Genomic DNA, 21807 nt, shown 5'->3' with positions numbered 1-21807 from the left:
CTTAATCCCCGTTATCCGTCCCTTCCTGTTCCTCCTCGTCGATGACTTCCGTATCGGCAACGCGGTGAATGTTAACCCGGGTAATCCGGAGCTTGGTCGATTCCTCGACCTCAAACACGAAATTGCTCACCTGGACCTTTTTGCCTTTTACCGGATTGCCTTCCAGCTCCTTGAACAGCCAGCCGCCGATCGAATCAACCTCGTCATCCTCAATGATGACGCCAGTCAGATCGTTGACATCCTCGATCAGCATCCGCCCGTCAACCGAGATGACATCCTCCTGGATTTCGACATCGGGACGCTCGTCCTCAAATTCGTCATAGAGCTCCCCGACGATTTCTTCGAGGATCTCTTCGGCCGTCAGCATGCCGGCCGTGCCGCCGTATTCGTCGACCACCAGCGTCAGCTGGGCATGCTTCTTCTGCATGAGGCGCAGCACATGGCTGATTTCCATCGACTCCGGCACGTTCAGAATCGGACGGACCAGCGAGGTCAGCTCCTTCTGATGCTCGGCGTCGGCCAGGAGAAAATCGGTAATATGCACAAATCCGATAATCTGGTCCTTGTCCTCCACGGCGACAGGATAACGGGAATGCTTCGTATCACTGATGATCTGCAGGTTCTCTTCCAGCGTATTCGTCGTGTACAGGCAGTCCATATCCGTCCGTGGGAGCATAATTTCGCGCGCCAGCAGGTCGGAGAACTCGAAGATGTTGTCCATCAGTTTCATCTCGTCCTTATCGATGACCCCGCTTTTGGCGCTCTGATTCATTAATATGCGGATTTCCTCTTCAGAATGCGCAGCTTCTGCTTCGCTGGCCGGATGAACGCCGAACAAGCGAAGCAATCCGTTGGCGGAAGCGTTGAGCAGCCAAATGAAAGGGAAAAATATTTTATAAAAGGCCATCAGCGGGGCGGACAGCAGCAGGGCGGCCCCTTCCGTCTTCTGAATGGCAAGCGACTTGGGAGCCAGTTCCCCAAGCACGATATGTAAGAAAGTAATGACACAGAACCCGAGCACCACGGATACGGTGGCGATGAGCGTTCTGTCGGTAACCCCCATTTTATACATCAAGGGCTCTACCAGTAGTTCCGAAATGGCCGGCTCCCCGATCCAGCCGAGACCGAGAGATGCCAGCGTAATGCCGAATTGGGTAGCGGACAAATAAGCGTCCAGTTTGTTGTTCACCCGGAGCGCATAGCCGGCCAGCCGGTTGCCTTCGCTGACCAGCTGCGTCAGCCGGGACTGCCTCATTTTTACAAGCGAAAATTCAGCGGCCACAAACACGCCGTTAAAAAATACCAGCAGCAGAACAAAAAAGAGGTTTAAAAGCAATTTGCCTATTTCTAACTCCCCGTCCAATGACAACGCCCCATTTCTATAATAAGTTCGCTTTTTTCACGGTAAAATCGGTATCTTTATAATACATGTCCTTCACGAGCAGATTCGGACCGCAGCAGCCCACAGCGTCGCAATGGCAGTTCACCGTCTTGTTCAGCGGATGCCCGGTCTGCCACGCATTAAAGATGTCGTCTAGGCGGCCGGTTTGAATATTACCGAACGCCGGGATATCGGAAAAGTCGGTGACGTAGACGTCGCCCGAGAACAAATTGACGTTGACGCGGTTGCGGCCGTCAGGATCGTTGCGCACGGTGACGTTCGGCGCATCCGCAAGCCTCCGGATCAGCTTCAAATCCTCGTGAATATCGCTGCACGCGAAGAACGGCAGCGTTCCGAACAGCATCCACATCTGCGAATCGCGAACATCCAGCAAGCTGTGGATCGCTCTGCGCGTCTCTTCCAAAGAAAGCACCGGAAGCTCCGTGGCAAAATTGGAGGCATACATCGGATGCACTTCATGGCGGCGGCAGCCCATCTCCCCGATTAGTTTGTGAATTCCTGCAAGCTTTGTATGCGTCCGGTAATTAATCATGGATTCTGCCGAAATGAACATGCCCGCTTCGCTCAGCTTCAGGGCGTTCTCCATCATTTTGTCATACATGCGGTAGGCGGTTTCCTTCGGAACCGGATGGTTGCTGTTGGCGAAGCCCACCTCATGGAAATCGTCTCCGTTCAAATAGTTGAACGAAATATGCATCACGTCAAGGTACGGCAGCATCGCTTCATATCTGCTGATATCCAGCGTCAAATTGGAGTTGATCTGCGTGCGGACTCCCCGGTCCTGAGCATATTTGAGCAGAGGGACGATGACCTCTTTCACCGTCTTCTCCCGGAAGGAGGGCTCGCCTCCGGTCAGGCTGATCGTCTGCAGATGCTCTACCTCGTCCAGACGCCGCAGCATCAAATCCAGCGGAAGAAATTCTGCCTCTTTCATAACGAGCATATCGCCGACCGCACAGTGCTCGCAGCGCATATTGCACAAATGCGTCACTGTCATTTCGACACTGGTCAGCACATGCCGGCCATATGTACGAAGGGATTCAATCGGATCCCATGGGTCGTTGCTCGGAGATAAGGGGGCAAGTGCTCCCCGGGTATTTACAGTATTCATTATTTACTCACCTTATTTCTTTATTTAACCCAAAACACGGTTTTTGTGTAACCATTATTTTCCAGACCGAGAGCAGTCCGGTTGTCTCAGGAGAATATGTCATTCCTTCTATCATACCATGAAGCGCGAAAAATCTCTCTGTCTGAATAGGTATGCCGGGACAAGAAGAAAAAAGACCCCTAAACCGGCGGCTCCTGCGGGCAGCAGGGAAATCGAATTTCCACTGCATCCATTACCGCCCTATACCGCTCGCTTTATGGGTCTTCCGGTCATGACAAATCCTAATTTCTGCTCTCCCTAATCCCCGAGAACGCCGTCAATAATAACGGAGAGCGACTGGGACAGATCCACCTCGTAAGGTGCCTGCAGCGGCACCCCTTCCGGATCCTGCAAGATGCGGACCACGGGACGATGGGGCATATGGGCGTGAATTTTCGACACCACTCCCGTCTCCCCGGTACTCAGCTTGACCGACAAGCCGGGCGGATAGATCGCCACCTTATCCCGGAACAGCTCCAGCTTCTTTTGGTCGTACAAGGTACCTGCCCCGCCGTACAGCACTTCAGCGGCCTGATGCGGAAGCATCGCAGGCCGGTACACCCTGTGCGAGGTCATCGCATCGTAGGAGTCAGCGAGCGCCACCCACTGGGCATATTCGTGAATATCATCACCCTTGATGCCGCGCGGATAACCTGACCCGTTAATCCGTTCATGATGCTGAAAGGCGCAGTGCGCGGCCAGGAGCGGAATATTCGGCTCGTCCTTCAGGATTTTAAAGCCGATTTGGGCATGCGCCTGCATGAGTCTGAATTCCTCATCATCCAGCTTTTGCGGCTTGAACAGCACTTTTTGGGGAATTTGGGTTTTTCCGATGTCATGCAGCAGCGAACCCAGCCCCAGCACCATCAGCTGGTCCTGCGTATAACCGCTCGCAATCCCCAGCACAAGTGAATATACGCACACATTTAAGGAATGCTTATATAAGTAATGATCTGCGGTGTTCATGTCCATCAGCATGATCATGCAGTCCTCCTGGGAACTGACATCCTCAAGAATGGACTCCATCACCTTGGAGAACTGCTTTCCCAGATGGTGATACCCTCCAGTAATCGGAGAGGCTTCGGATAACCGCTGAAAATTGACGCGAATCTTCTGAAGAGCCTGACGCCTCGTTTCCTCCCGGAGCATTTCGGGGATATCGATGCCTTCCGTCAGATGATCTTCCACATAAATATAACCGATGTCCAGCTTTTGCAGGCGGCTGATCAGCAAGGAGGTGAGCTCCACGCCTTCCGCGAGAAGCACAACACCCTCGTCGCTGTATATCTTTTTGCCGATTTTCATTCCCTGCTGCAGCATCGGAACGGGTACCAAACGCAACACGATCCACTCCTGCCTAAAATCACGGCCGCCCGGTTATTGCTTCCCAGGTCCGTTTACCTAGTTTCCCCCTGCCATCCTATGTAGCCCATCCACGCTATGCTGAATTAGTCGATCACATTACTGTCCTTGAATCAGCGCATAACGAACAGCCAAAACACGGCGGCAAGCACAAACCGGTAAATGGCGAAATGGGTCAGACGAATTTTTTGAATCAATTTCATAAAAGCAAGCACAACGACATAGGCCACCACAAAAGCTACGATAAATCCGATGACGAACATGCCAATCGTATCCTTGGTCATATACTTGTACGAATCCAGCATCTCATAGCCGGAAGCGGCGCACATGATCGGAATGGCAATCAGAAACGAGAAATCGGCCGACGCCTTGTAGCTTGCCCCGCTCAGCATCCCTCCGGAAATCGTGGATCCCGAACGCGAAAATCCCGGCCATACGACAGATAAAATTTGATAAAGCCCGATCAACAGCACCTGCTTGTACGACAGGTCATCCATCGTTTCGGCGGTGATTCTGGCTTTGGACTTGTTAAACCACTCGGCAAAAATCATGAAGATCCCGCCCACGATCAGCGCCCAGATGACCGTATTTGCGCTGAACAGGCTCTTGATAAAGTCCCTGGCAAAAAAAGCCACAATGAGTGCAGGGGCGATCCCGATAATAACATGCAGCAGATTCAGTTTCTTCCCGGACCGCAGGCTTCCGGATTCGGGCATGGTCCGCTTGATGCCCAGCAGATCCAGAATCCGTCTCCAATAGACGAGGGCGATCGCCAGAATGGCCCCCAGCTGAATAACGATTTCAAAGGTTTTCATAATGGGGTCCTGCTCATCATAGCCCAAGAGCTTGGACGTCAATATCATGTGCCCCGTTGAAGAGACCGGAATAAATTCCGTAACCCCCTCCACAATCCCCAAGATAATTGCAGTAATGGTATCCATTTCTTCCTCCTCTGGTCCTTCTTAAACAACCTCGATCCAACGGTGCTTGCCGCAGGTATCCAGACTTCCGGGACGCTGGAGCTCAAGTCTCAGCAGGTCCCGCAAAAACTCGGGAAGCAAGTATTTCGGATCTTCCCCCCGAGATATCTGCTCATATCCCGTCCCGAACGTAAACATGTCCAACGTCCCAACAGTGTACATCCGGTCGTCCCGCAGCGGCTCCCCCTGAAGCGAAATTTGAACAATCCTATCATAAGGGATGCGGCTTGGATCGTACAAGACTTCAATTCCGTCCACCGCGATATTGCCGAGGACATTGCCGCGGAACCCGAATCCCCGGATTTCCTTGCTCCAATATTCCGGCAGGAGGCTCTCCTCCAGGCTTCGCCGGATATGCTCCCCTTTGAGGCTGATCACGCAGGGGTTAATCGGAGATGGGCAGAGCTCGTGAAGCAGTCCCGCTGTAATTTCCCCTTCCGGCAGATCGCCAAGCAGCTGCCCCGTGTTGACAAGCGACAGCTCCGCGCCGGTGAACTGACGGACCGACTGCGCCAGCAAATTGCCGAACGGCGACTCTCCTGTATGCGTCAGGGACAGCGGCCGGTCCGTAACCGCCACAGGCTCTTTCAGGGCTTCTTCAGCCCGCTCGCGATGAATACCAAGGGCACGGGACACCGTTTCATCCAAAAGGCCGGTATCGACCGGCTGGCATCCTCCCTCGATGACACGGAAACGGCCGTCATCCTGTTGAGTCATGACGACCTTACCGACGTATTGACCGTACTTTCCCGCTCCGCACAGCACCGTATCACCGATCCGCAGCGGCTCTTCCAGCAGATGGTGGGTGTGACCGCCGAGAATCAGGTCGATACCCGGAATTCGTTCTGCCATCAGCCGGTCGGTAGACAGCCCGAGGTGGGATAAAATGATCACGATGTCGGCCTCCGGACGCAGCGCCTCCACCTGCTCCTGCAACGCTTGCAGCGGCTCCAGGGCATCCCAGCCGAGCAGCTTGTAGAAGTCGGAGAACGGGGCCGTAGCTCCTGTCAGCCCGATCCGGATTCCGTCCTTGTCCAGAATGACGCGTTTCTTCATCCATGCGGGTGGCGCTGAGCTGAGCTGCTCATGGATGTTGCAGCAAATAACCGGGGACTGCAGGCCCGCATATAGGCGTTCCAGCACGTCCGGGGTAAATGTCAGCCCCTCATTGTTCCCGATCGTAACCGCCTCATATCCCGTTAAATTCAATATGTCGATGTTCGTCTGGCCCATCGTCCCCTCGGTTTCGACGGCCGTCCGGTCCATATGATCTCCTATATCCACCAGTAAAAGAGGACTCTCCGCCGCCTGAGCGCGTTCGGCGGCAGCCAGGGCTGCAATGGAACTAACCGTTTCAAAGTGGCTGTGTATATCATTCGTATGCAGGATTGTAATCGATTTTGCCTGGTTCTGCAGCATCATTGGGTAACCTCCCCTTTCACTGTTCTCGCCTTGTTAGGCCCAAATGCTCCTAGGGATAAGCATAACATTTTCAAGGTGGATATGGTATATTGAAGACATGAACTACCACGCCCGAGGAGAGAAAGAAATGCAGCTTGATATTCGATTGTTTGCCGGTCTTGCAGAACGGCTCCAAACCTCTGTTTTATCTCTGTCCGTCGAAGGGGAATCCATCACAGCCGACGGCTTGAAACAAAAGCTGACCGAATTGTACCCGGAGGCTGCCGCGCAGATCTCCGTTTCTTTTGTTGCCGTTAATCAGAATTATGCGCCGGGTGACTCGCTTATTACGGCAGGTGACGAAGTCGCCTTGATTCCACCCGTATCGGGCGGAGACGGAAGTAGCTCAGTACAGGAAGCATCAGCAGACGGCTTATACTGTATTACCGATCAGCCGCTGTCCGTTGATGAGGTGACGTCCAAGGTGCTGGACGACAACCATGGCGCCACGCTGTCTTTTGTCGGGACAACCCGGGAAATGACGGGTGAGCAGCGCACCGTTCACTTGGAGTACGATGCGTATATCCCGATGGCACTGGCGCAGCTTGAATTGATCGGCCGTGAAATCGCCGAACGTTGGCCGGGCACGCGCTGTGCGATTTCGCACCGTATCGGTACAGTCGATGTGAAAGAGATCAGCGTCATCATCGCGGTATCGACCGGGCACCGGGAGGCTTGTTATGAAGCGAGCCGGTATGCAATTGAGAAGCTCAAGCAGTCCGTGCCCATTTGGAAGAAGGAAATTTGGGAGGACGGGTCGGAATGGAAGGGACATCAAAAGGGGCCATGGGACCCGACGCTCCCTCCCTCCGTCTAAGAAGAGTTCGTTGATAATCCATATTTTTCTTGCTAATATAGATTTCAAAACAATAGGTTCCAATCTGAACAATGAGGTGACGATCAGTTTTGAGAGTTCATGTCACGGAATTACGGCCCGGTGATCGGCTTCAAGCCGATACGTTTAACGATATCGGGCTTCATGTGCTCCACAAAGGGAAGGAACTGAAGCTTGAAGAGATCAGCAAGCTGATTCAACATGGCATCGCTTATGTGGAGGTTGACCCCTCCCGGCCGGATGAGCCGACCGCTTCATCACCGTTCCTTTCCGGTCAACCTGCTTCCAAGGTGGAAGAACAGGTTGGACAAGCGGTGGAAGGGTTTGAGTCGCTGTATCTGGAAGCCCTTTCGACAGGCCGGATCAACACGACCGTCGTCAATGACATTATGGAGCCTCTGGTGGACCGGCTCAGCACCCATACCGACGTGGTCTCCCTCCTCTTGTCCATCAATCCGGAAGACGAATATACATACCAACATTCCGTTCAGGTCGGCATTCTTTCCTACTACATATCTACCTGGCTCGGGTATGCCCCCGAGGAGGCCTACGCAGCCGGAAAAGCGGGTTTTTTGCATGACATCGGCAAATGCCTCGTCCCCGCCGAGCTGTTGTACAAACCCGGCAAGCTTACACCGGAAGAATTTGAAGAAATGAAGCGTCATACCGTCTACGGTTACGATATCATCCGAAGCTCCACCAACGATGAAATTCCCGCGCTGGTCGCGCTGCAGCATCACGAACGTGACGACGGGAGCGGCTATCCCCACCAGTGCGGCGAGCTTGAAGTCCATCCTTTTTCTCGGATTACCGCGGTGGCTGACGTGTTTAGTGCGATGACAACGAACCGTGTGTATCAGACGAAGCAGGAACTGCTGACCGTGCTCCGCGAGCTGTACAGCCTCAGCTTCGGTAAGCTGAGCCCCCGGGCAACCCAGGCGTTTATCAGCCATATGCTCCCGAACTTTATCGGCAAACGGGTCACCCTGACTTCCGGGGAAACCGGCACCATTATCATGACCAATCCGGCGGATTTCTTCCGTCCGCTTGTAAAGACCGAGAACCGGTTCATCGATCTGTCCTCTGACCGGAATATTGCCATCGATCAAATTTATATGTAACCCGTTCAATGCAAAAGAAGCCCTCAGTTGAGGGCTTCTTTTTGATTGTGACGAAAAAAAATACCTATCGGCGGACTTTTATAAAAGACATGCCCCGTTTATCCGAAGCTTTCTTGCGTTATAAAGGATGCCGTAGTCTCAGAAGCTTATACTTTCTCCTTATATCTAAAAAGCGCGCCCCGCGAAGCCGCCGTAACGGCTGCGCAGAACACGCTTTGTCTGCTTACGATTAACCGATGGAGCCTTCCATCTCGAACTTGATCAGGCGGTTCATTTCGACCGCGTATTCCATTGGGAGCTCCTTCGTGAACGGCTCGATGAAGCCCATAACGATCATTTGCGTCGCCTCGGCTTCAGTGAGTCCGCGGCTCATCAAGTAGAAGAGCTGATCTTCCGATACCTTGGATACCGTTGCTTCGTGCTCCAGAACGATGTTGTCGTTCTTGATCTCGTTGTACGGAATCGTATCCGAAGTGGACTCGTTATCCAGGATCAGCGTATCGCACTTGATGTTGGCTTTCGCGCCTTCCGCGTTGCGGCCGAAGGAAGCGAGACCGCGGTAGGTGACCTTGCCGCCGTGCTTACTGATCGACTTCGATACGATCGTGGATGTCGTATCCGGAGCCAAGTGGATCATCTTGGCGCCTGCATCCTGATGCTGACCTTTGCCTGCAACCGCAATGGACAGCACCATGCCTTTCGCGCCGCGTCCTTTCAGCAGCACTGCCGGATATTTCATCGTCAGCTTGGAGCCGATGTTGCCGTCTACCCATTCCATCGTGGCGTTCTCTTCAGCTACCGCCCGTTTGGTAACGAGGTTGTAGATGTTCGGCGCCCAGTTTTGGATCGTCGTGTAACGCACGCGTGCGTTTTTCTTACAGATGATCTCAACAACCGCACTGTGCAGCGAGTTCGTGCTGTAGATTGGAGCAGTACAGCCTTCGACATAATGCACGAAGCTGTCTTCGTCCGCAATGATCAGCGTACGTTCGAATTGGCCCATGTTCTCCGAATTGATCCGGAAGTAAGCCTGCAGCGGGATTTCACATTTAACGCCTTTTGGAACGTAAATGAAGCTTCCGCCGGACCATACCGCACTGTTCAGTGCAGCAAATTTGTTATCGGTAGGAGGAACGACAGTCGCAAAGTGCTCTCTGAAAATTTCAGGATGCTCTTTCAGCGCCGTGTCGGTATCCATGAAGATTACCCCTTGGTCTTCCAGGTCTTTCTGCATGTTGTGATACACAACTTCGGATTCATACTGGGCGGATACACCGGCCAGGAATTTCTGCTCGGCTTCCGGAATACCCAGCTTGTCAAAGGTTTCTTTGATCTCAGCCGGTACTTCTTCCCACGTCTTTCCTTGCTTCTCGGAAGGTCTTACGTAGTACTGGATATCGTTGAAGTCCAGTTCATCCAGGTCGCCGCCCCAGCGAGGCATTGGCATTTTCTCGAACTGCTCCAATGATTTCAGACGGAATTCAAGCATCCATTCCGGCTCGTTTTTGATTTTGGAAATTTCGGTAACAATCTCACGGGTAAGTCCTTTACCGGTTTGGAATACCGCTTTATGCTCGTCGCGGAATCCGTATTTATACTCTTCTATTTCAGGCGCTTTTTTGGCCATGAGTATTCAGCCTCCCTATCGTTAGTGGTTAATGCGTTCCTCGTCAATACCTTTCCGCAGTGCATTCCAAGCGAGCGTTGCGCATTTAATGCGGGCCGGGAACTTGTTAACTCCGGACAGGGCTTCGATATCTTCGTAATCGTCAAAATGAACGTCCTCACCCTGCATCAGCGACGAAAAGCGCGAAGCCATTTCCTTCGCTTCCTCGAGCGTCTTGCCTTTGACCGCTTCGGTCATCATCGAGGCGGAGGACATACTGATGGAGCAGCCCTCGCCTGTGTATCTGGCATCTTTGACCATGCCGTTATCGACAATAAGTTGAAGCGAAATTTTGTCGCCGCAGGTCGGGTTATTCAGATCCACCGTCACGGCTTCATTTTCAAATTTGCCCCGGTTGCGGGGGTTTTTATAATGATCCATTATGACACGCCGGTACAAGTCGTCAAGTTCCATCATCCAAAATACTCCTTTGTCTGGATTAAGGCGCTGATCAGACGATCTACATCTTGTTCGGTATTGTATAGATAAAAGCTTGCACGGGCGGTGGCACTGGCTTCAAGCCAACGCATGAGCGGCTGGCAGCAGTGATGGCCTGCGCGGATCGCAACCCCGCTGGCATCCAGAACCGTAGCCACATCATGCGGATGCACATCTCCCAAATTGAAGGTGACCAAGCCCACTTTACGTACACGCGGACCATAAAGCTTCAGGCCTTCAATTTCCGATAACCGCTCGATCGCATACTTCGCGAGCTTCTGCTCATGCTCCTCGATTTGATCCATGCCGATTTCCTCGAGAAAATCGATGGCTGCAGCAAGCCCAACCGCTCCGGCGATAATCGGGGTGCCCCCTTCAAACTTCCAGGGCAGCTCCTTCCAGGATGAATCGTATAGTCCGACATCGTCAATCATTTCACCGCCGAATTCCACCGGTTCCATGGATTCGAGCAGCGCCTTTTTGCCGTACAGTACACCGATGCCGGTAGGACCGCACATTTTGTGGCCGGAGAAGGCGTAGAAGTCGCAATCCAGATCCTGAACATCGATCTTCATGTGAGGCGTGCTCTGGGCGCCGTCCACAACCATATACGCGCCGTGGCGGTGTGCCAGCTCGGCAACTTCCTTCACCGGGTTAACCACGCCCATGACGTTGGACACATAGCCCATCGCAATGATCTTGGTTTTCTCGGTGACGACTTTCTCGACTTCGGCCAAGGTGACTGAACCGTCTTCTTGTAGTTTAACATATTTCAACGTGGCGCCGGTGGCTTTTGCCACCTGCTGCCAAGGAATTAGATTACTGTGGTGTTCCAGCGGGGTCAGGACGATTTCATCGCCTTCCTGGCAAATCGAGCGCCCGAACGAGGAAGCCACCAGGTTCAGGGCTGTCGTCGTTCCCCGCGTAAAAATAATTTCCTTCGTGCTCTTCGCATTAATGAACTTAGCTACCTTCTCGCGCGCGCCTTCATAAGCATCCGTTGCACGGCTTCCAAGCGTATGCACCCCGCGGTGCACGTTGGCGTTGTCATGCTCGTAATAGCGTTTGACAGCCTCGATCACAGCCAGCGGTTTCTGGGAAGTCGCCGCATTATCAAGATATACCAACGGATGGCCGTTTATTTCCTGATTCAGGATGGGAAACTGCTCGAGAATGTCGCGGTTCATTGTCCCAACTTCCCTTCGATGACCGATTGAAGCTGCGTGCGCAGGCCTTCAAGCGGAATCTGAGATACGACCGGCGCCAGGAATCCATAGATGATCAGGGATTCGGCAACTTCGCGGGAAATCCCGCGGGACATCAGGTAGTAAATTTGTTCAGGGTTGACCTGGCCGACGGATGCAGCATGACCTGCCTTAACGTCGTCCTCGTCGATCAGCAGGATCGGGTTGGCGTCACCGCGTGCTTTCGGACTCAGCATCAGCACTTTCTCCGTTTGCTGTCCGTCGGATTTGGTCGCGCCCTTCTCGATCTTGGTGATGCCGTTGATGATGGCCTGTGCTTCTTCACGCATGACCGCACGGGTAATCATTTGGCTCTCGGAGCTCTTGCCGAAGTGGTTCGCACGAGTCGTGTAGTTCAGCTTCTGAGAACCGGATCCGACGGCGATGATCTTGGAATCGGACGTCGATCCGTTTCCTTTCAGAATCGAGTAAGTATCGCTGGCGGTATCGCCGCTGTTCATTTCGCCGACGATCCATTCCATGGACGCGTCGTTCTCGATGACGGCACGGCGGTAGCTGATGTCTGTCACGTTCGTGCCCATTTGATGAATGGTCGCAAACCGGACTTTCGCTCCCGATTTGGCGAATACCTCAACGGCGCCGTTATGAGTGACCGGTTTACCGGATGTACCGGATACATAGTTATCTACATAGGTTACAGAACTGTTCGTATCGGCAATGACCAGAATATGAGGGGCAAAGGTCGCTTCCTCGTCGTCTGTCAGCAGAACGGCCTGCAGCGGTACGGATACCTCCACATTTTTTGGAACATACAGGAACACCCCGCCGTTCCACAATGCGGCATGCAGTGCGGCTACGGAGCTCTCATCCGCGGTAACAGCCGTGTGCAGGTGAGCCTTAACGAGATCCTCGTGCTCCTTTACGGCCGTCGCCAGATCGGTGAAAATGACGCCTTGAGCAGCCAGCTCAGGGGACAGCTTCGTATACACGGTTCCGGAATTGCGCTGGATAATCAGGTTGCCCGCTTCCTGGTCCTTGATCAGTTCCCGAATCGATTCAGGAGCTTCAGCCAGGGATGCAATCGGGCTTACCGATTTGAAGCTTCCGTAGTTTTGAATGTCCCAGCGTTCGATTCTCGTTTTTTCGAGTTTCGGCAGCTCGAGGGTTGCCGCGAGTTCCAATGCTTTCAGACGATTTTCCGTGAGCCAGGCCGGCTCGTTGCTGCCCTTCGACAGCGCGCTCAGGCCTTCAGCGTTAACCGGAAGAATGGTTTGTGTTGTCATCTTCGTTCTCCTCCTTCCGTTATCTTTACGCTTCTTGACCTACAGTTTCGTCTTCGATGCCGAGCTCTTCCTTCACCCAATCGTAACCTTCCGCTTCCAGGCGCTCCGCCAGTTCAGGACCACCGGATTTCACGATGCGGCCCTGCATCATAACATGTACAAAATCAGGCTTCACGTAGTTAAGCAGGCGCTGATAGTGGGTAATAATCAAGAAACCGCGGTCGTCGCTGCGCATCGCGTTTACACCGCTGGCAACAATTTTCAAAGCGTCGATATCCAGACCGGAGTCGATTTCGTCCAGGATGACGATGCTTGGTTCGATCATCATCATTTGCAAAATTTCGTTCCGCTTCTTCTCACCGCCGGAGAAGCCTTCGTTCAAATAACGATGCGCAAACTCAGGGTTCATATCCAGTTCTTTCATCTTCGCTTCCATTTGACGGATGAAACGAATCAGCGAAATTTCATTGCCCTCTTCACGGCGTGCATTGATGGCACTGCGAAGGAAGTCGGAATTGGTCACGCCCGTAATTTCGCTCGGGTACTGCATAGCCAGGAACAGGCCGGCCCGCGCACGCTCGTCAACGCCCATTTCCAGAACGTCTTCGCCGTTCAGGGTTACGCTGCCGTCCGTTACTTCGTATTTAGGATGTCCCATCAAAGCGGAAGCAAGTGTACTTTTACCGGTACCGTTAGGTCCCATGATGGCGTGGATTTCTCCGCCCTTCATTTCCAGGTTGATGCCTTTCAGGATTTCCTTGCCCTCGATTGTCGCTTTAAGTCCTTCAATGGTGAAATTAGTAGCCATATTCGTTTTTCCCTCCGTTAAATGTTTTGCCGAAATCAGAAAGTCTATTTCAACAGGGACGCGCTCCCCGATTTCAATCAATCATTATTATCAATTTGTAATGAGTCTAAATTGATTCTCAATGATTATCACAATTTTATAATAAATGGCGAATCATATCAACCGCCCGTCGGAGTAAACCTGGTGTTTCATTACAGAAACAGGCTTCGCCGCGGTTGCAGCCAAGCCTGTTTCCTTACCATATCAAATTTTTCCATGGATGCTGTTCATGACGAACGGTTTCGCGGAAGTTCTGCAGCATCCGGCAACGGAGCTACCGTTCTCATCACCGGCTGGCATTTCGTGAACATTCTGCGATATGTTATGGATTGCATTTCCACATCCAAGGAACAGCAGCATGGAGGATCCTGACAACCGCGCAGACGCTCGGATTCATGACCGGGAACAGCCGCCAGAGACCGGATCCCATTTCTCAATTTCCCGTACATCCGATTCATGTCTGATTCATCAAAAAGGCAACGCGGTCTTATACGTTATGCCGTCAAAGGTTGATCCGGGACACAAAAAGTGCGCTGGCGGCCAGCGCACTTCCGGGCTTTCGCGAAAGAAGCATCCGTTATCCCAGGTAAGAACGGAGCATCCACATATGCTTCTCGAGATCGCTCTTGATCTTGATAAACATATCGGCCGTCGGATGGTCGCCGGCTTCCTCCGCCAGGCTGATTCCTTCGCTCATTTCCTCGGCAACGGTGGCAAAGTCCTCGATCAGGGTCTGCACCATTTTGCGCTGGTCTTCATTGCCGGAAGCTTCCTGAATGGTTGCGATGTCCAGATACTCCTTCATCGTCGCAGCAGGGCTTCCTTTAATCGTAAGCAGCCGTTCAGCCACTTCGTCCATTTTCAGCGTAATATCGTCGTACAGCTCTTCAAATTTTACGTGGAGGGTAAAGAAATGCTCACCCTTTACATACCAATGGTAGTTATGGATTTTGACATACAGGACGTTCAGGTTCGCAACTTGTTGGTTTAGGATTTGCTCCAAAGTGGATGTTTTCGATTTGGATGACGTTTTTGCCATGAATATCCCTTCCTTTTTTAAGTATATGGCCTTCCCTCTCCATTGCCGAATACAACGGCAGCTTCGGAGTCCGGCTGGAGTTTTCATATAAGTATAGGGAGGCTCTTCCGAGAGTAATCTGGGCTGCGTGCCTCCCTGCCCTTATCTTACCCTTCAACCCGCTGCACGAAACAACTGCCCATAAATGGCAGGGTCTTTCGTTTTCAAACGCTCTCACTGAAAAAAAGATTCAAAAGAGGTCGGCAATCCGATATACTGTTTTATAACCAAGTGAACAAGTTGGCTTTATTCGCGTTTCCTTATTATACGGAGGTGACTTCCATGTCCACATATCACCCGCTCACCGTCCAAGACGCCATTTCTCTCGTCCGAGGCATTCCGGGGCATTTCACACCCGATGCGCAGCTGGAATGCAAAGAAATCGGTGACGGCAACCTGAACTTAGTGTTCCATATTACGGATCGGAACAGCGATAAAAGTATCATTGTCAAACAAGCCCTTCCTTATGCGAAGGTGGTCGGGGAATCCTGGCCGTTGTCCCTGGACCGGGCACGCATTGAACGCGAGGCCCTTCAGGTGCAGTACCGCCTGTGTCCCGGACTGGCACCGCAGGTGTTCTCCTACGACGATGACCTGGCGATAACCGTCATGGAAGACCTGAGCGACCATACGATTATGCGCAAAGGGCTGATCGAAGGACAAGCCTATCCGTTGTTTGCCCGCCATATCGGCGAATTTACGGCCAGAACGCTGTTCTATACCTCGGATCTGTTCCTGAGCCCGCAGGAAAAGAAAGAACAGGTACGTAAATTTATCAATCCGGATCTGTGCAAAATTACCGAGGATTTGATCTTTGACGATCCATACCGGTTTTCCGATAACAACAACTACCCGGACTATCTGGAGGATGAGGCGAAGGAGCTGCGGGAGAACGGCCATCTCCATCTGGAAGTCGCCCTGCTCCGGGAGGCCTTCCTGACCCGGACCGAAGCGCTGGTTCACGGCGATCTGCATACCGGCAGCATTTTCGTCACACCGGAATCGACCAAGGTGATCGATCCCGAGTTTGCCTACTACGGGCCGATGGGCTTCGACCTCGGCGCCGTCATCGGCAACCTGCTGCTGAACTACGCTTCCCGGCCAGGCTGGGATGCCGCAGAGTCGGAGGTTCTCGGCAATCAAGAGCGTCTTCTGCGCATGGTTTCGGACGTATGGTCCGAATTTGAAATCCGCTTCCGCCAGCTGTGGGATGAGGATGCCAGGGACCCGCTCGCGAAAGCGCCCGGCTACCAGGACGCCTACGTGGCCAAAGTACTGCGGGATGCCTGCGGATTCGCCGGCTGCAAAATGATCCGGCGCATCGTCGGCTTGTCCCATGTGGCCGACATCGATACGATCGCGGACGTAAAGCTGCGGGAGAAGGCGCAGCGCACGGCGCTGGCTATCGGCAAACAGCTCGTTCTATTCAACCGGACCATCCAATCCGGCGAAGACATCGTCCGGCTGGTGAAGGAAGCCGAGCCGCTTAAAGGAGCCGTAAAATGAGTAATGACAACCAAGAACAAACACAACGACGCAGCGAACCGCTAACTTCCGTCCAATGGGACGGCGACAAGCTGATCCTGCTGGATCAGCGCCTGCTTCCGGACGCCATCGTCTATCTGGATTTATACACGCCGGAAGAAGTGTGGGAATCCATCCATGCGATGAAAGTCCGGGGCGCACCGGCCATCGGCATCGCCGCCGCTTACGGTGTGGTGCTCGGGGCGCGCCAGTATGGAGGCGTCGATCCCGCCGCCTGGGACGACTATGTCGTCAAGGTCAGCGCCTATCTGGCCACCTCGCGGCCGACGGCGGTCAATCTGTTCTGGGCGCTGGACCGGATGAAAGGGAAAGCGCATGAGCTGGCCGGCCGGGGAGGCAGCGTTGCCGACTTGAACGAGGCCCTGCTCGCCGAGGCCAACGCGATTCAAGCGGAGGACGAGGAAGTGTGCCGCCGCATCGGGGAGAATGCACTGCCCCTGTTCCGGGACGGCATGGGCGTGCTCACCCACTGCAATGCGGGCGGGCTGGCTACGGCCAAATACGGAACGGCGACCGCGCCGATGTATTTGGCCCAGGAACAGGGCATACAGCTGAAAGTGTATGCCGATGAGACGCGCCCTGTGCTGCAGGGCGCGCGGCTGACGGCCTTCGAGCTGCAGCAGGCCGGAATCGACGTGACGCTGCTCTGCGATAACATGGCAGGCATGGTCATGTCCAAGGGATGGGTGCAGGCGGTGATCGTCGGCACCGACCGGGTGGCCGCCAACGGCGACGTCGCCAACAAGATCGGCACCTACAGCCTGGCCGTGCTGGCCAAGGCCCATGGCATTCCGTTCTACGTCGCCTGCCCGTTATCGACGATCGATCTGAATACCCCTACAGGGGACAACATCCCGATTGAAGAGCGGCCGGCTGAGGAGGTCACCGAGGGCTTCGGGAAGAGAACCGCTCCCGAAGGCATCAAGGTCTACAATCCGGCGTTTGATGTCACGCCTCACGAATATGTAACAGCCATCATCACGGAGAAGGGGATCGTCAAAGCGCCGTTCGCCGAGAACCTCGCCTCCCTTTTCCAAGCTTAAGAAACATTGCCGATGTGGTTGCGTTCCGGGCTAGCGTCTGCAAGCCCCGAAATGCCACCGGCTCAGCCAGCCCTGCCCGGGCTGGCTTTTTATTGCTTCCCAGTCGGCGGCCGTGAGGCCATTACACCATTTTTAACAGAGCTTCATGCCCTGGCATGCCCGGAACGATTCCGAGCGCCTCGGCCTCGGTCGTCACCGACTCCAGCGGCGCTTCAAGCAGCTCCTGCAGCGTTTTGACGCCGACGGCACGGCCCGCAATGATTTTTCGCTCCGCCAGTCTCGTGTTAAGCAGGCCTACGTCCAGTGCCCCGCACATAATGTACCCTTTCGGCGAGTTGATCGTGAGCAGCGTCGTCTTGGGCAGCTTGACCTCTACCCCGACAAAGCTGTGGCCCCCGACGGTAATCGGCACCATAGTCACCATTCAGCTGTACACCTCCCCAGGCGTGATATCCATCCAGCATCATTGTATTCGCCCTGGGGAAGGGGTGACTGTGCGGACGTCCATAACCAAAATGCGCCGAAATAAATAGGAAGAAAGTTGCTATCCACTCCGACATTAGGACTATGATTCTATTCACATTCATGATATTATTTAGTCACTTTCATATTTAATTTGAACGTATAGTTTGGGGGATCCATGGACAACAATCAATCCAATGACGAATCGGGTTTTTTATTCAACGTCGACATCTTAGTGAAAAGTCCCTCTAATGCCCTGGCGCTTCAAGAACTCCTCGGCATGCTGAACGGCAACGGGCATATTGCGGATTTTCGCATCAAATCGGGAATTGAACTGGGGCGGATGATTGAATCGATGCTTCAGGACAAGCGCAAATCTCTCCTTTCCAAAGAAGAGCCTTCCCAACCGTCCGTTCCCCCTGCTCCGATCAAGGAAGCGGAACTGCGTACAGCGGCCGTGGGGAAAAATGCAAAAAGCCAGCCGCCCCGAAACCCGGTGCATGGCGGTTCGGACATTTATGATTGGATTCAGGTATACATCCGTGACAACCGGCTGATCCGGCTGACGGCCAACCGGAGCGGGCAGCACATTCATATGCCGTGCCGGATCCTGAATTATGATGAGGAACACCAGATGCTGAACGTATATCACGTGGATGAGAAACAGGTTTATACCTTTAAGCTGAACGAAGTGGACGAGGTCATCTAGTAGGATAAGAATGACGTTTCTCCGAAGCTTATAACACTAAAACAAGCCCGTCCCGGCTCACTAAGCCGAAGACGGGCTTTCTTCTGTTCCCCTCCGATATGGAGGGTCAGGCTCGTCTGCGCGATGCGGCTTCCGCAATCAGGCAGATCCAGCCGATGATGAAGGCAACGCCTCCAAGCGGCGTAATAGCGCCAAGCACTTTGATCCCCGAGATGGCGAGAACATACAGACTTCCGGAAAACAGAATGATCCCGGCCAGCAGCAGCCATCCCGCCCAGGCCAGCTTGCGCGAATCTCCCCACAGTCCCGCAACGACCCCGATCAGTATGATCCCCAAGGCGTGCGCCATATGATATTGAACCCCGGTTTCATAAACCTTCATCGCCGACTCTCCGACGATAGGTTCCAGCATGTGGGCTCCGAATGCTCCGATCACCACGGACAGCATCGCCATCAAGGCGCCGGTCAATATAAATTTGCGCTGCACATCGACAACTCCTTTGGATGTTCCTAATCTACTAACAAACTGTTAACTATTTTAACCGATCAGACGCCGCCTTTTCCACCACCATGGCTCAAGACTGCCCAAATCAGCTTGATTTTTACGGGATCTTATGGAAAAGTAAGAAGCATATCTATCGATTCGAAGGAGAGAGTGATTTCATGGATTCAAACCAGCCTCCGCACCAGCCGGACGGATTCCAGCAGAACCCGGGACCCCATTCGCCCCATGCTCAGTTCGTTCCCCCTGCTGCGCTGAAGCATTCCGGGCCCGGCATCGCATCCTTTGTCATGGGCCTGGTCAGTTTGCTGGGTTATATCATCAGTGCCGCGGCAGCAGGCGCCATTATGGCTCCTTATCTTGAAGAAGGCATGCTGGACGGTCCGAATTCCAATGCGGTCCTTGGCCTCGGTGTTGTCGGTCTGCTGATGATCGCACTGGTTGTCATCAACGTGGTCGGAACGATTCTGGGCATTGTGGGGACGGCCATCAAGAACCGTAAAAAGATCTTTGCCATCATCGGGCTAATTTTGAATGCCGTCATTGTGCTCAGTATCGGCTTGTTCTTTATATACTTCATGGCTTCTGCCGCAGGCTAGCGGTCTTTACCCGCAGTTCAGCAGTCTATTAGAAGAAAAAGGTGATCTTATGTCTCAAGTCAAAATATTTGCCGACAGCACATGCGACCTTCCTCACGATTGGATCAAAGCCCATGACATCGGCATTATTCCACTGTACGTTACGTTCGGGGACCAGAATTACAGGGACGGCGTCGACTTAACGACACCCGAATTGTATGCCAAGGTGGAGCAGACGGGCAGCCTTCCCAAGACGGCCGCTCCGTCTCCGTCCGATTTTATCGCGGCGTTCACCCCGTTTGTGGAAGAAGGACGGGATATCGTTTATATCAGCCTGTCGTCCGAGCTATCCTCGACTTATCAGAACGCGCTGATCGCTGGTGAGGAGTTTCCGGAGGGACGAATCACGGTCGTGGATTCACGGAATCTGACCACCGGCATCGGCCTGCTGGTCATGAAAGCGGTGGCCGCGGCAGAACAGGGGAAAAGCACCCGTGAAATCGCCGGCATCGTGGAGACCGTTAAGCCGCTCGTAGAGACCGAATTCGTCATTGATTCGCTGGAATACCTGTACAAGGGCGGACGCTGCTCAGGCATGCAGAACCTCATGAGCAGCCTGCTCAAGATCCGGCCGGTCATCAAAGTGATCGACGGCAAGATGACTCCGGCTTACAAGGTCCGCGGTAAGCGGGAAAAGGCGCTGGAGCAGATGGTCAACAATGCGCTGGACAAGAAGGACGAGATGGACAACGATCTCATCTTCGTCACTCATTCCATGGCGGCTGAGGACGCGGAAGCGATCAAAAGGCTGCTGGAACAAAAAACCGGCGCCCGCGAGGTTGCCCTCTCGGATGCCGGCTGTGTCATTAGCTCCCACTGCGGTGCCAAAACGATCGGAATCATTTATTCCAAAAAAGCCTGATTTTCAGGCTTTTTTTCTTTTACATATAAACGATTCTTACTTCTTCGAAGGGTCGATGTCCCTCGGATTGAGGCCCGCCCATATATTCGGGATGTCCGCCTGCTCGGGGTGTTCAAACACCAGAAACGCGGTAGGCAAATACCGTTCCCCGTATTCCGATGACGGTTTGTTCACAATTTCATTATCTTTGACAAGGACGGTGGAGGATCCTCCGTCCAGATTGGCAGCGATCACCGCCCCGTGCTTCAGCATGATCTGCTGAACATCGTATAAATTGGCTCCGACGCTGTACGTCGGCTGTCTTCCGTCAATGACGACAAACAGGATGGCCCCGTCCTCACGCTGGCCCATGGCGGTCCGCGGCGCGATGCCCCAGCCTTCGGCGGCATTCTTTATGAGCCCTTTGCCGTTAACGATGATCCGCGGCTGAAACGTCACCGCTTCCTGAACCCCCATCCGGTCCAATTCCTTCAGCGAATAGTTGCCGGCGATCATTTTGCCGTCCCGGTCAATGCCTACCACCTGGGTGGTCGCATTTTTTCCCAATCCGTTGTAATACAGCTTCCCCTGCGATATGACGATGCCGATCGGCTTAAAGCCGTTCCCTTTCCAGTTCGGGTCGGCGAATCCGCCTCCGTTCACGCCGGCGATCGCGCCGTAGCGCTTGACCATGCTGGAGACCTTCTCGCCTTTGCCGCGCTTTGCGGGAACGCCCAGACGGATTTTTTTCGGATCGTGAACGGTCATTACATACCCGTGATACCCTTTACCCGAAACTTCCTCAATCTCCACAAGGGGCGGCTTCTCCGTCTCCTTGCCGGCTTCGGCGGAAGCTGTCTGGGTTTGCACCGGCAGCTTGATTTGGTGCGTATCTTTTTCGACGCCCATGGCTTCAAACCGCTTGTTGTATTCACCTACGCGCTTGTTCAGCTCGTCCTGTCCAATAATATATTTCGCCAAATAGCGATGCTGTGTCGTTATGAGCGTATCCGCTATCAGGTAACGAAAATGATTGCCGGATACCGTCAGGAACAACCATACGGCTGCCGCGGCACCGACCAGAACCAGGCTCCAGAACAAGCGTATGCTGAATCGCAGGAAACCTCCCTTTTTCTTTTTCCTTTTCTTTGTCCCTTTTGGAGCGGACCGTTGGTTTCTTACGCTTGAACGTTTGGGCAGCGATGCTTGCTCCATGGTTACTTCCCCCATCTCATGAAC

At 53.5% G+C, this 21807-nt stretch carries 21 protein-coding genes; 7 read left to right on the top strand and 14 right to left on the bottom strand.

Translation table 11 applies throughout. The annotated features are described in order from the left end of the window. Nucleotide 1 precedes the first annotated feature (1 nt). The 5 genes from C7820_RS18335 to C7820_RS18315 all read right to left on the bottom strand — a co-directional run bounded on the left by C7820_RS18335 (nucleotide 2) and on the right by C7820_RS18315 (nucleotide 6313). Complete coding sequence (locus tag C7820_RS18335; RefSeq protein WP_373319036.1) at nucleotides 2-1345, bottom strand: hemolysin family protein; 1344 nt, start codon at nucleotides 1343-1345, stop codon at nucleotides 2-4. Between the two features lie 34 nt (nucleotides 1346-1379). Next, entirely contained in the window at nucleotides 1380-2513 is a 1134-nt protein-coding gene (yfkAB, locus tag C7820_RS18330) for a radical SAM/CxCxxxxC motif protein YfkAB (RefSeq protein ID WP_116232251.1), read from the bottom strand. Nucleotides 2514-2810: 297 nt separating this feature from the next. Further along, nucleotides 2811-3893 (bottom strand): HD-GYP domain-containing protein, encoded by a 1083-nt coding sequence (locus C7820_RS18325; protein ID WP_251677467.1) that lies wholly within the window; start codon nucleotides 3891-3893, stop codon nucleotides 2811-2813. A 134-nt stretch (nucleotides 3894-4027) separates the two neighbouring features. Next, nucleotides 4028-4855, bottom strand: coding sequence for an undecaprenyl-diphosphate phosphatase (locus C7820_RS18320; RefSeq protein WP_076170492.1), 828 nt, complete (start codon nucleotides 4853-4855; stop codon nucleotides 4028-4030). A gap of 21 nt (nucleotides 4856-4876) precedes the next feature. Beyond that, a complete protein-coding gene (locus C7820_RS18315) occupies nucleotides 4877-6313 on the bottom strand; it encodes a bifunctional metallophosphatase/5'-nucleotidase (protein WP_397334201.1) in 1437 nt (478 codons plus the stop codon). Nucleotides 6314-6443: 130 nt separating this feature from the next. On the opposite strand from C7820_RS18315, the gene moaD reads away from it, so the two are divergent. Both moaD and C7820_RS18305 read left to right on the top strand, forming a co-directional pair. Then, nucleotides 6444-7172, top strand: a complete 729-nt coding sequence (gene moaD / locus C7820_RS18310; protein ID WP_116232249.1) for a molybdopterin converting factor subunit 1 — start codon at nucleotides 6444-6446, stop codon at nucleotides 7170-7172. A gap of 89 nt (nucleotides 7173-7261) precedes the next feature. Beyond that, the gene (locus C7820_RS18305; protein WP_116232248.1) at nucleotides 7262-8311 is read left to right on the top strand and encodes an HD-GYP domain-containing protein; all 1050 of its coding nucleotides are present in this window, start codon (nucleotides 7262-7264) and stop codon (nucleotides 8309-8311) included. Nucleotides 8312-8540: 229 nt separating this feature from the next. On the opposite strand, the gene sufB is transcribed toward C7820_RS18305, so the two are convergent. The 6 genes from sufB to C7820_RS18270 form a co-directional block, all read right to left on the bottom strand. Next, nucleotides 8541-9938, bottom strand: a complete 1398-nt coding sequence (gene sufB, locus C7820_RS18300) for a Fe-S cluster assembly protein SufB (RefSeq protein WP_076170496.1) — start codon at nucleotides 9936-9938, stop codon at nucleotides 8541-8543. Nucleotides 9939-9959: 21 nt separating this feature from the next. Then, nucleotides 9960-10391, bottom strand: coding sequence for a Fe-S cluster assembly sulfur transfer protein SufU (gene sufU, locus C7820_RS18295; protein ID WP_116232670.1), 432 nt, complete (start codon nucleotides 10389-10391; stop codon nucleotides 9960-9962). Beyond that, complete coding sequence (locus C7820_RS18290) at nucleotides 10391-11602, bottom strand: cysteine desulfurase (RefSeq protein WP_076170497.1); 1212 nt, start codon at nucleotides 11600-11602, stop codon at nucleotides 10391-10393. The genes sufU and C7820_RS18290 overlap by 1 nt, the downstream gene beginning before the upstream one ends. Continuing rightward, complete coding sequence (sufD, locus tag C7820_RS18285) at nucleotides 11599-12903, bottom strand: Fe-S cluster assembly protein SufD (RefSeq protein ID WP_076170498.1); 1305 nt, start codon at nucleotides 12901-12903, stop codon at nucleotides 11599-11601. Before sufD ends, C7820_RS18290 begins: the two co-directional genes overlap by 4 nt. Nucleotides 12904-12928: 25 nt before the next feature. Continuing rightward, nucleotides 12929-13711, bottom strand: a complete 783-nt coding sequence (sufC, locus tag C7820_RS18280) for a Fe-S cluster assembly ATPase SufC (protein WP_076170499.1) — start codon at nucleotides 13709-13711, stop codon at nucleotides 12929-12931. 616 nt (nucleotides 13712-14327) lie between these two features. Beyond that, nucleotides 14328-14789, bottom strand: a complete 462-nt coding sequence (locus tag C7820_RS18270) for a Dps family protein (RefSeq protein WP_076170500.1) — start codon at nucleotides 14787-14789, stop codon at nucleotides 14328-14330. 321 nt (nucleotides 14790-15110) lie between these two features. Here C7820_RS18270 and mtnK point away from each other — a divergent pair, with 321 nt between their 5' ends. Both mtnK and mtnA read left to right on the top strand, forming a co-directional pair. After that, complete coding sequence (mtnK, locus tag C7820_RS18265) at nucleotides 15111-16334, top strand: S-methyl-5-thioribose kinase (protein ID WP_116232246.1); 1224 nt, start codon at nucleotides 15111-15113, stop codon at nucleotides 16332-16334. After that, nucleotides 16331-17416 carry an S-methyl-5-thioribose-1-phosphate isomerase gene (gene mtnA / locus C7820_RS18260; protein ID WP_116232245.1) on the top strand — a complete coding sequence of 362 codons (1086 nt, stop codon included), beginning with the start codon at nucleotides 16331-16333 and terminating at the stop codon, nucleotides 17414-17416. The genes mtnK and mtnA overlap by 4 nt, the downstream gene beginning before the upstream one ends. A 121-nt stretch (nucleotides 17417-17537) precedes the next feature. Here mtnA and C7820_RS18255 read toward each other — a convergent pair whose 3' ends face one another. After that, nucleotides 17538-17840 carry a YunC family protein gene (locus tag C7820_RS18255; RefSeq protein ID WP_076170502.1) on the bottom strand — a complete coding sequence of 101 codons (303 nt, stop codon included), beginning with the start codon at nucleotides 17838-17840 and terminating at the stop codon, nucleotides 17538-17540. Between the two features lie 216 nt (nucleotides 17841-18056). Here C7820_RS18255 and C7820_RS18250 point away from each other — a divergent pair, with 216 nt between their 5' ends. Further along, nucleotides 18057-18587 carry a hypothetical protein gene (locus tag C7820_RS18250; protein ID WP_116232244.1) on the top strand — a complete coding sequence of 177 codons (531 nt, stop codon included), beginning with the start codon at nucleotides 18057-18059 and terminating at the stop codon, nucleotides 18585-18587. Between the two features lie 106 nt (nucleotides 18588-18693). Here C7820_RS18250 and C7820_RS18245 read toward each other — a convergent pair whose 3' ends face one another. Beyond that, nucleotides 18694-19074 carry a DUF423 domain-containing protein gene (locus C7820_RS18245; protein WP_116232243.1) on the bottom strand — a complete coding sequence of 127 codons (381 nt, stop codon included), beginning with the start codon at nucleotides 19072-19074 and terminating at the stop codon, nucleotides 18694-18696. A gap of 176 nt (nucleotides 19075-19250) precedes the next feature. On the opposite strand from C7820_RS18245, the gene C7820_RS18240 reads away from it, so the two are divergent. Continuing rightward, on the top strand, nucleotides 19251-19688 hold the full coding sequence (locus tag C7820_RS18240) for a hypothetical protein (RefSeq protein ID WP_116232242.1): 438 nt from the start codon (nucleotides 19251-19253) through the stop codon (nucleotides 19686-19688). Between the two features lie 49 nt (nucleotides 19689-19737). Beyond that, on the top strand, nucleotides 19738-20589 hold the full coding sequence (locus tag C7820_RS18235; RefSeq protein ID WP_116232241.1) for a DegV family protein: 852 nt from the start codon (nucleotides 19738-19740) through the stop codon (nucleotides 20587-20589). 36 nt (nucleotides 20590-20625) lie between these two features. On the opposite strand, the gene C7820_RS18230 is transcribed toward C7820_RS18235, so the two are convergent. Continuing rightward, nucleotides 20626-21783 carry a phosphodiester glycosidase family protein gene (locus C7820_RS18230; RefSeq protein WP_116232240.1) on the bottom strand — a complete coding sequence of 386 codons (1158 nt, stop codon included), beginning with the start codon at nucleotides 21781-21783 and terminating at the stop codon, nucleotides 20626-20628. Between the last annotated feature and the right edge of the window lie 24 nt (nucleotides 21784-21807).

The organism is Paenibacillus sp. VMFN-D1 (assembly GCF_003386155.1).
Taxonomy (GTDB): domain Bacteria; phylum Bacillota; class Bacilli; order Paenibacillales; family Paenibacillaceae; genus Paenibacillus_AQ; species Paenibacillus_AQ favisporus.
Note: the sequence above shows the minus strand (reverse complement) of the source record. Positions and strands in the feature narration are given on the sequence as shown.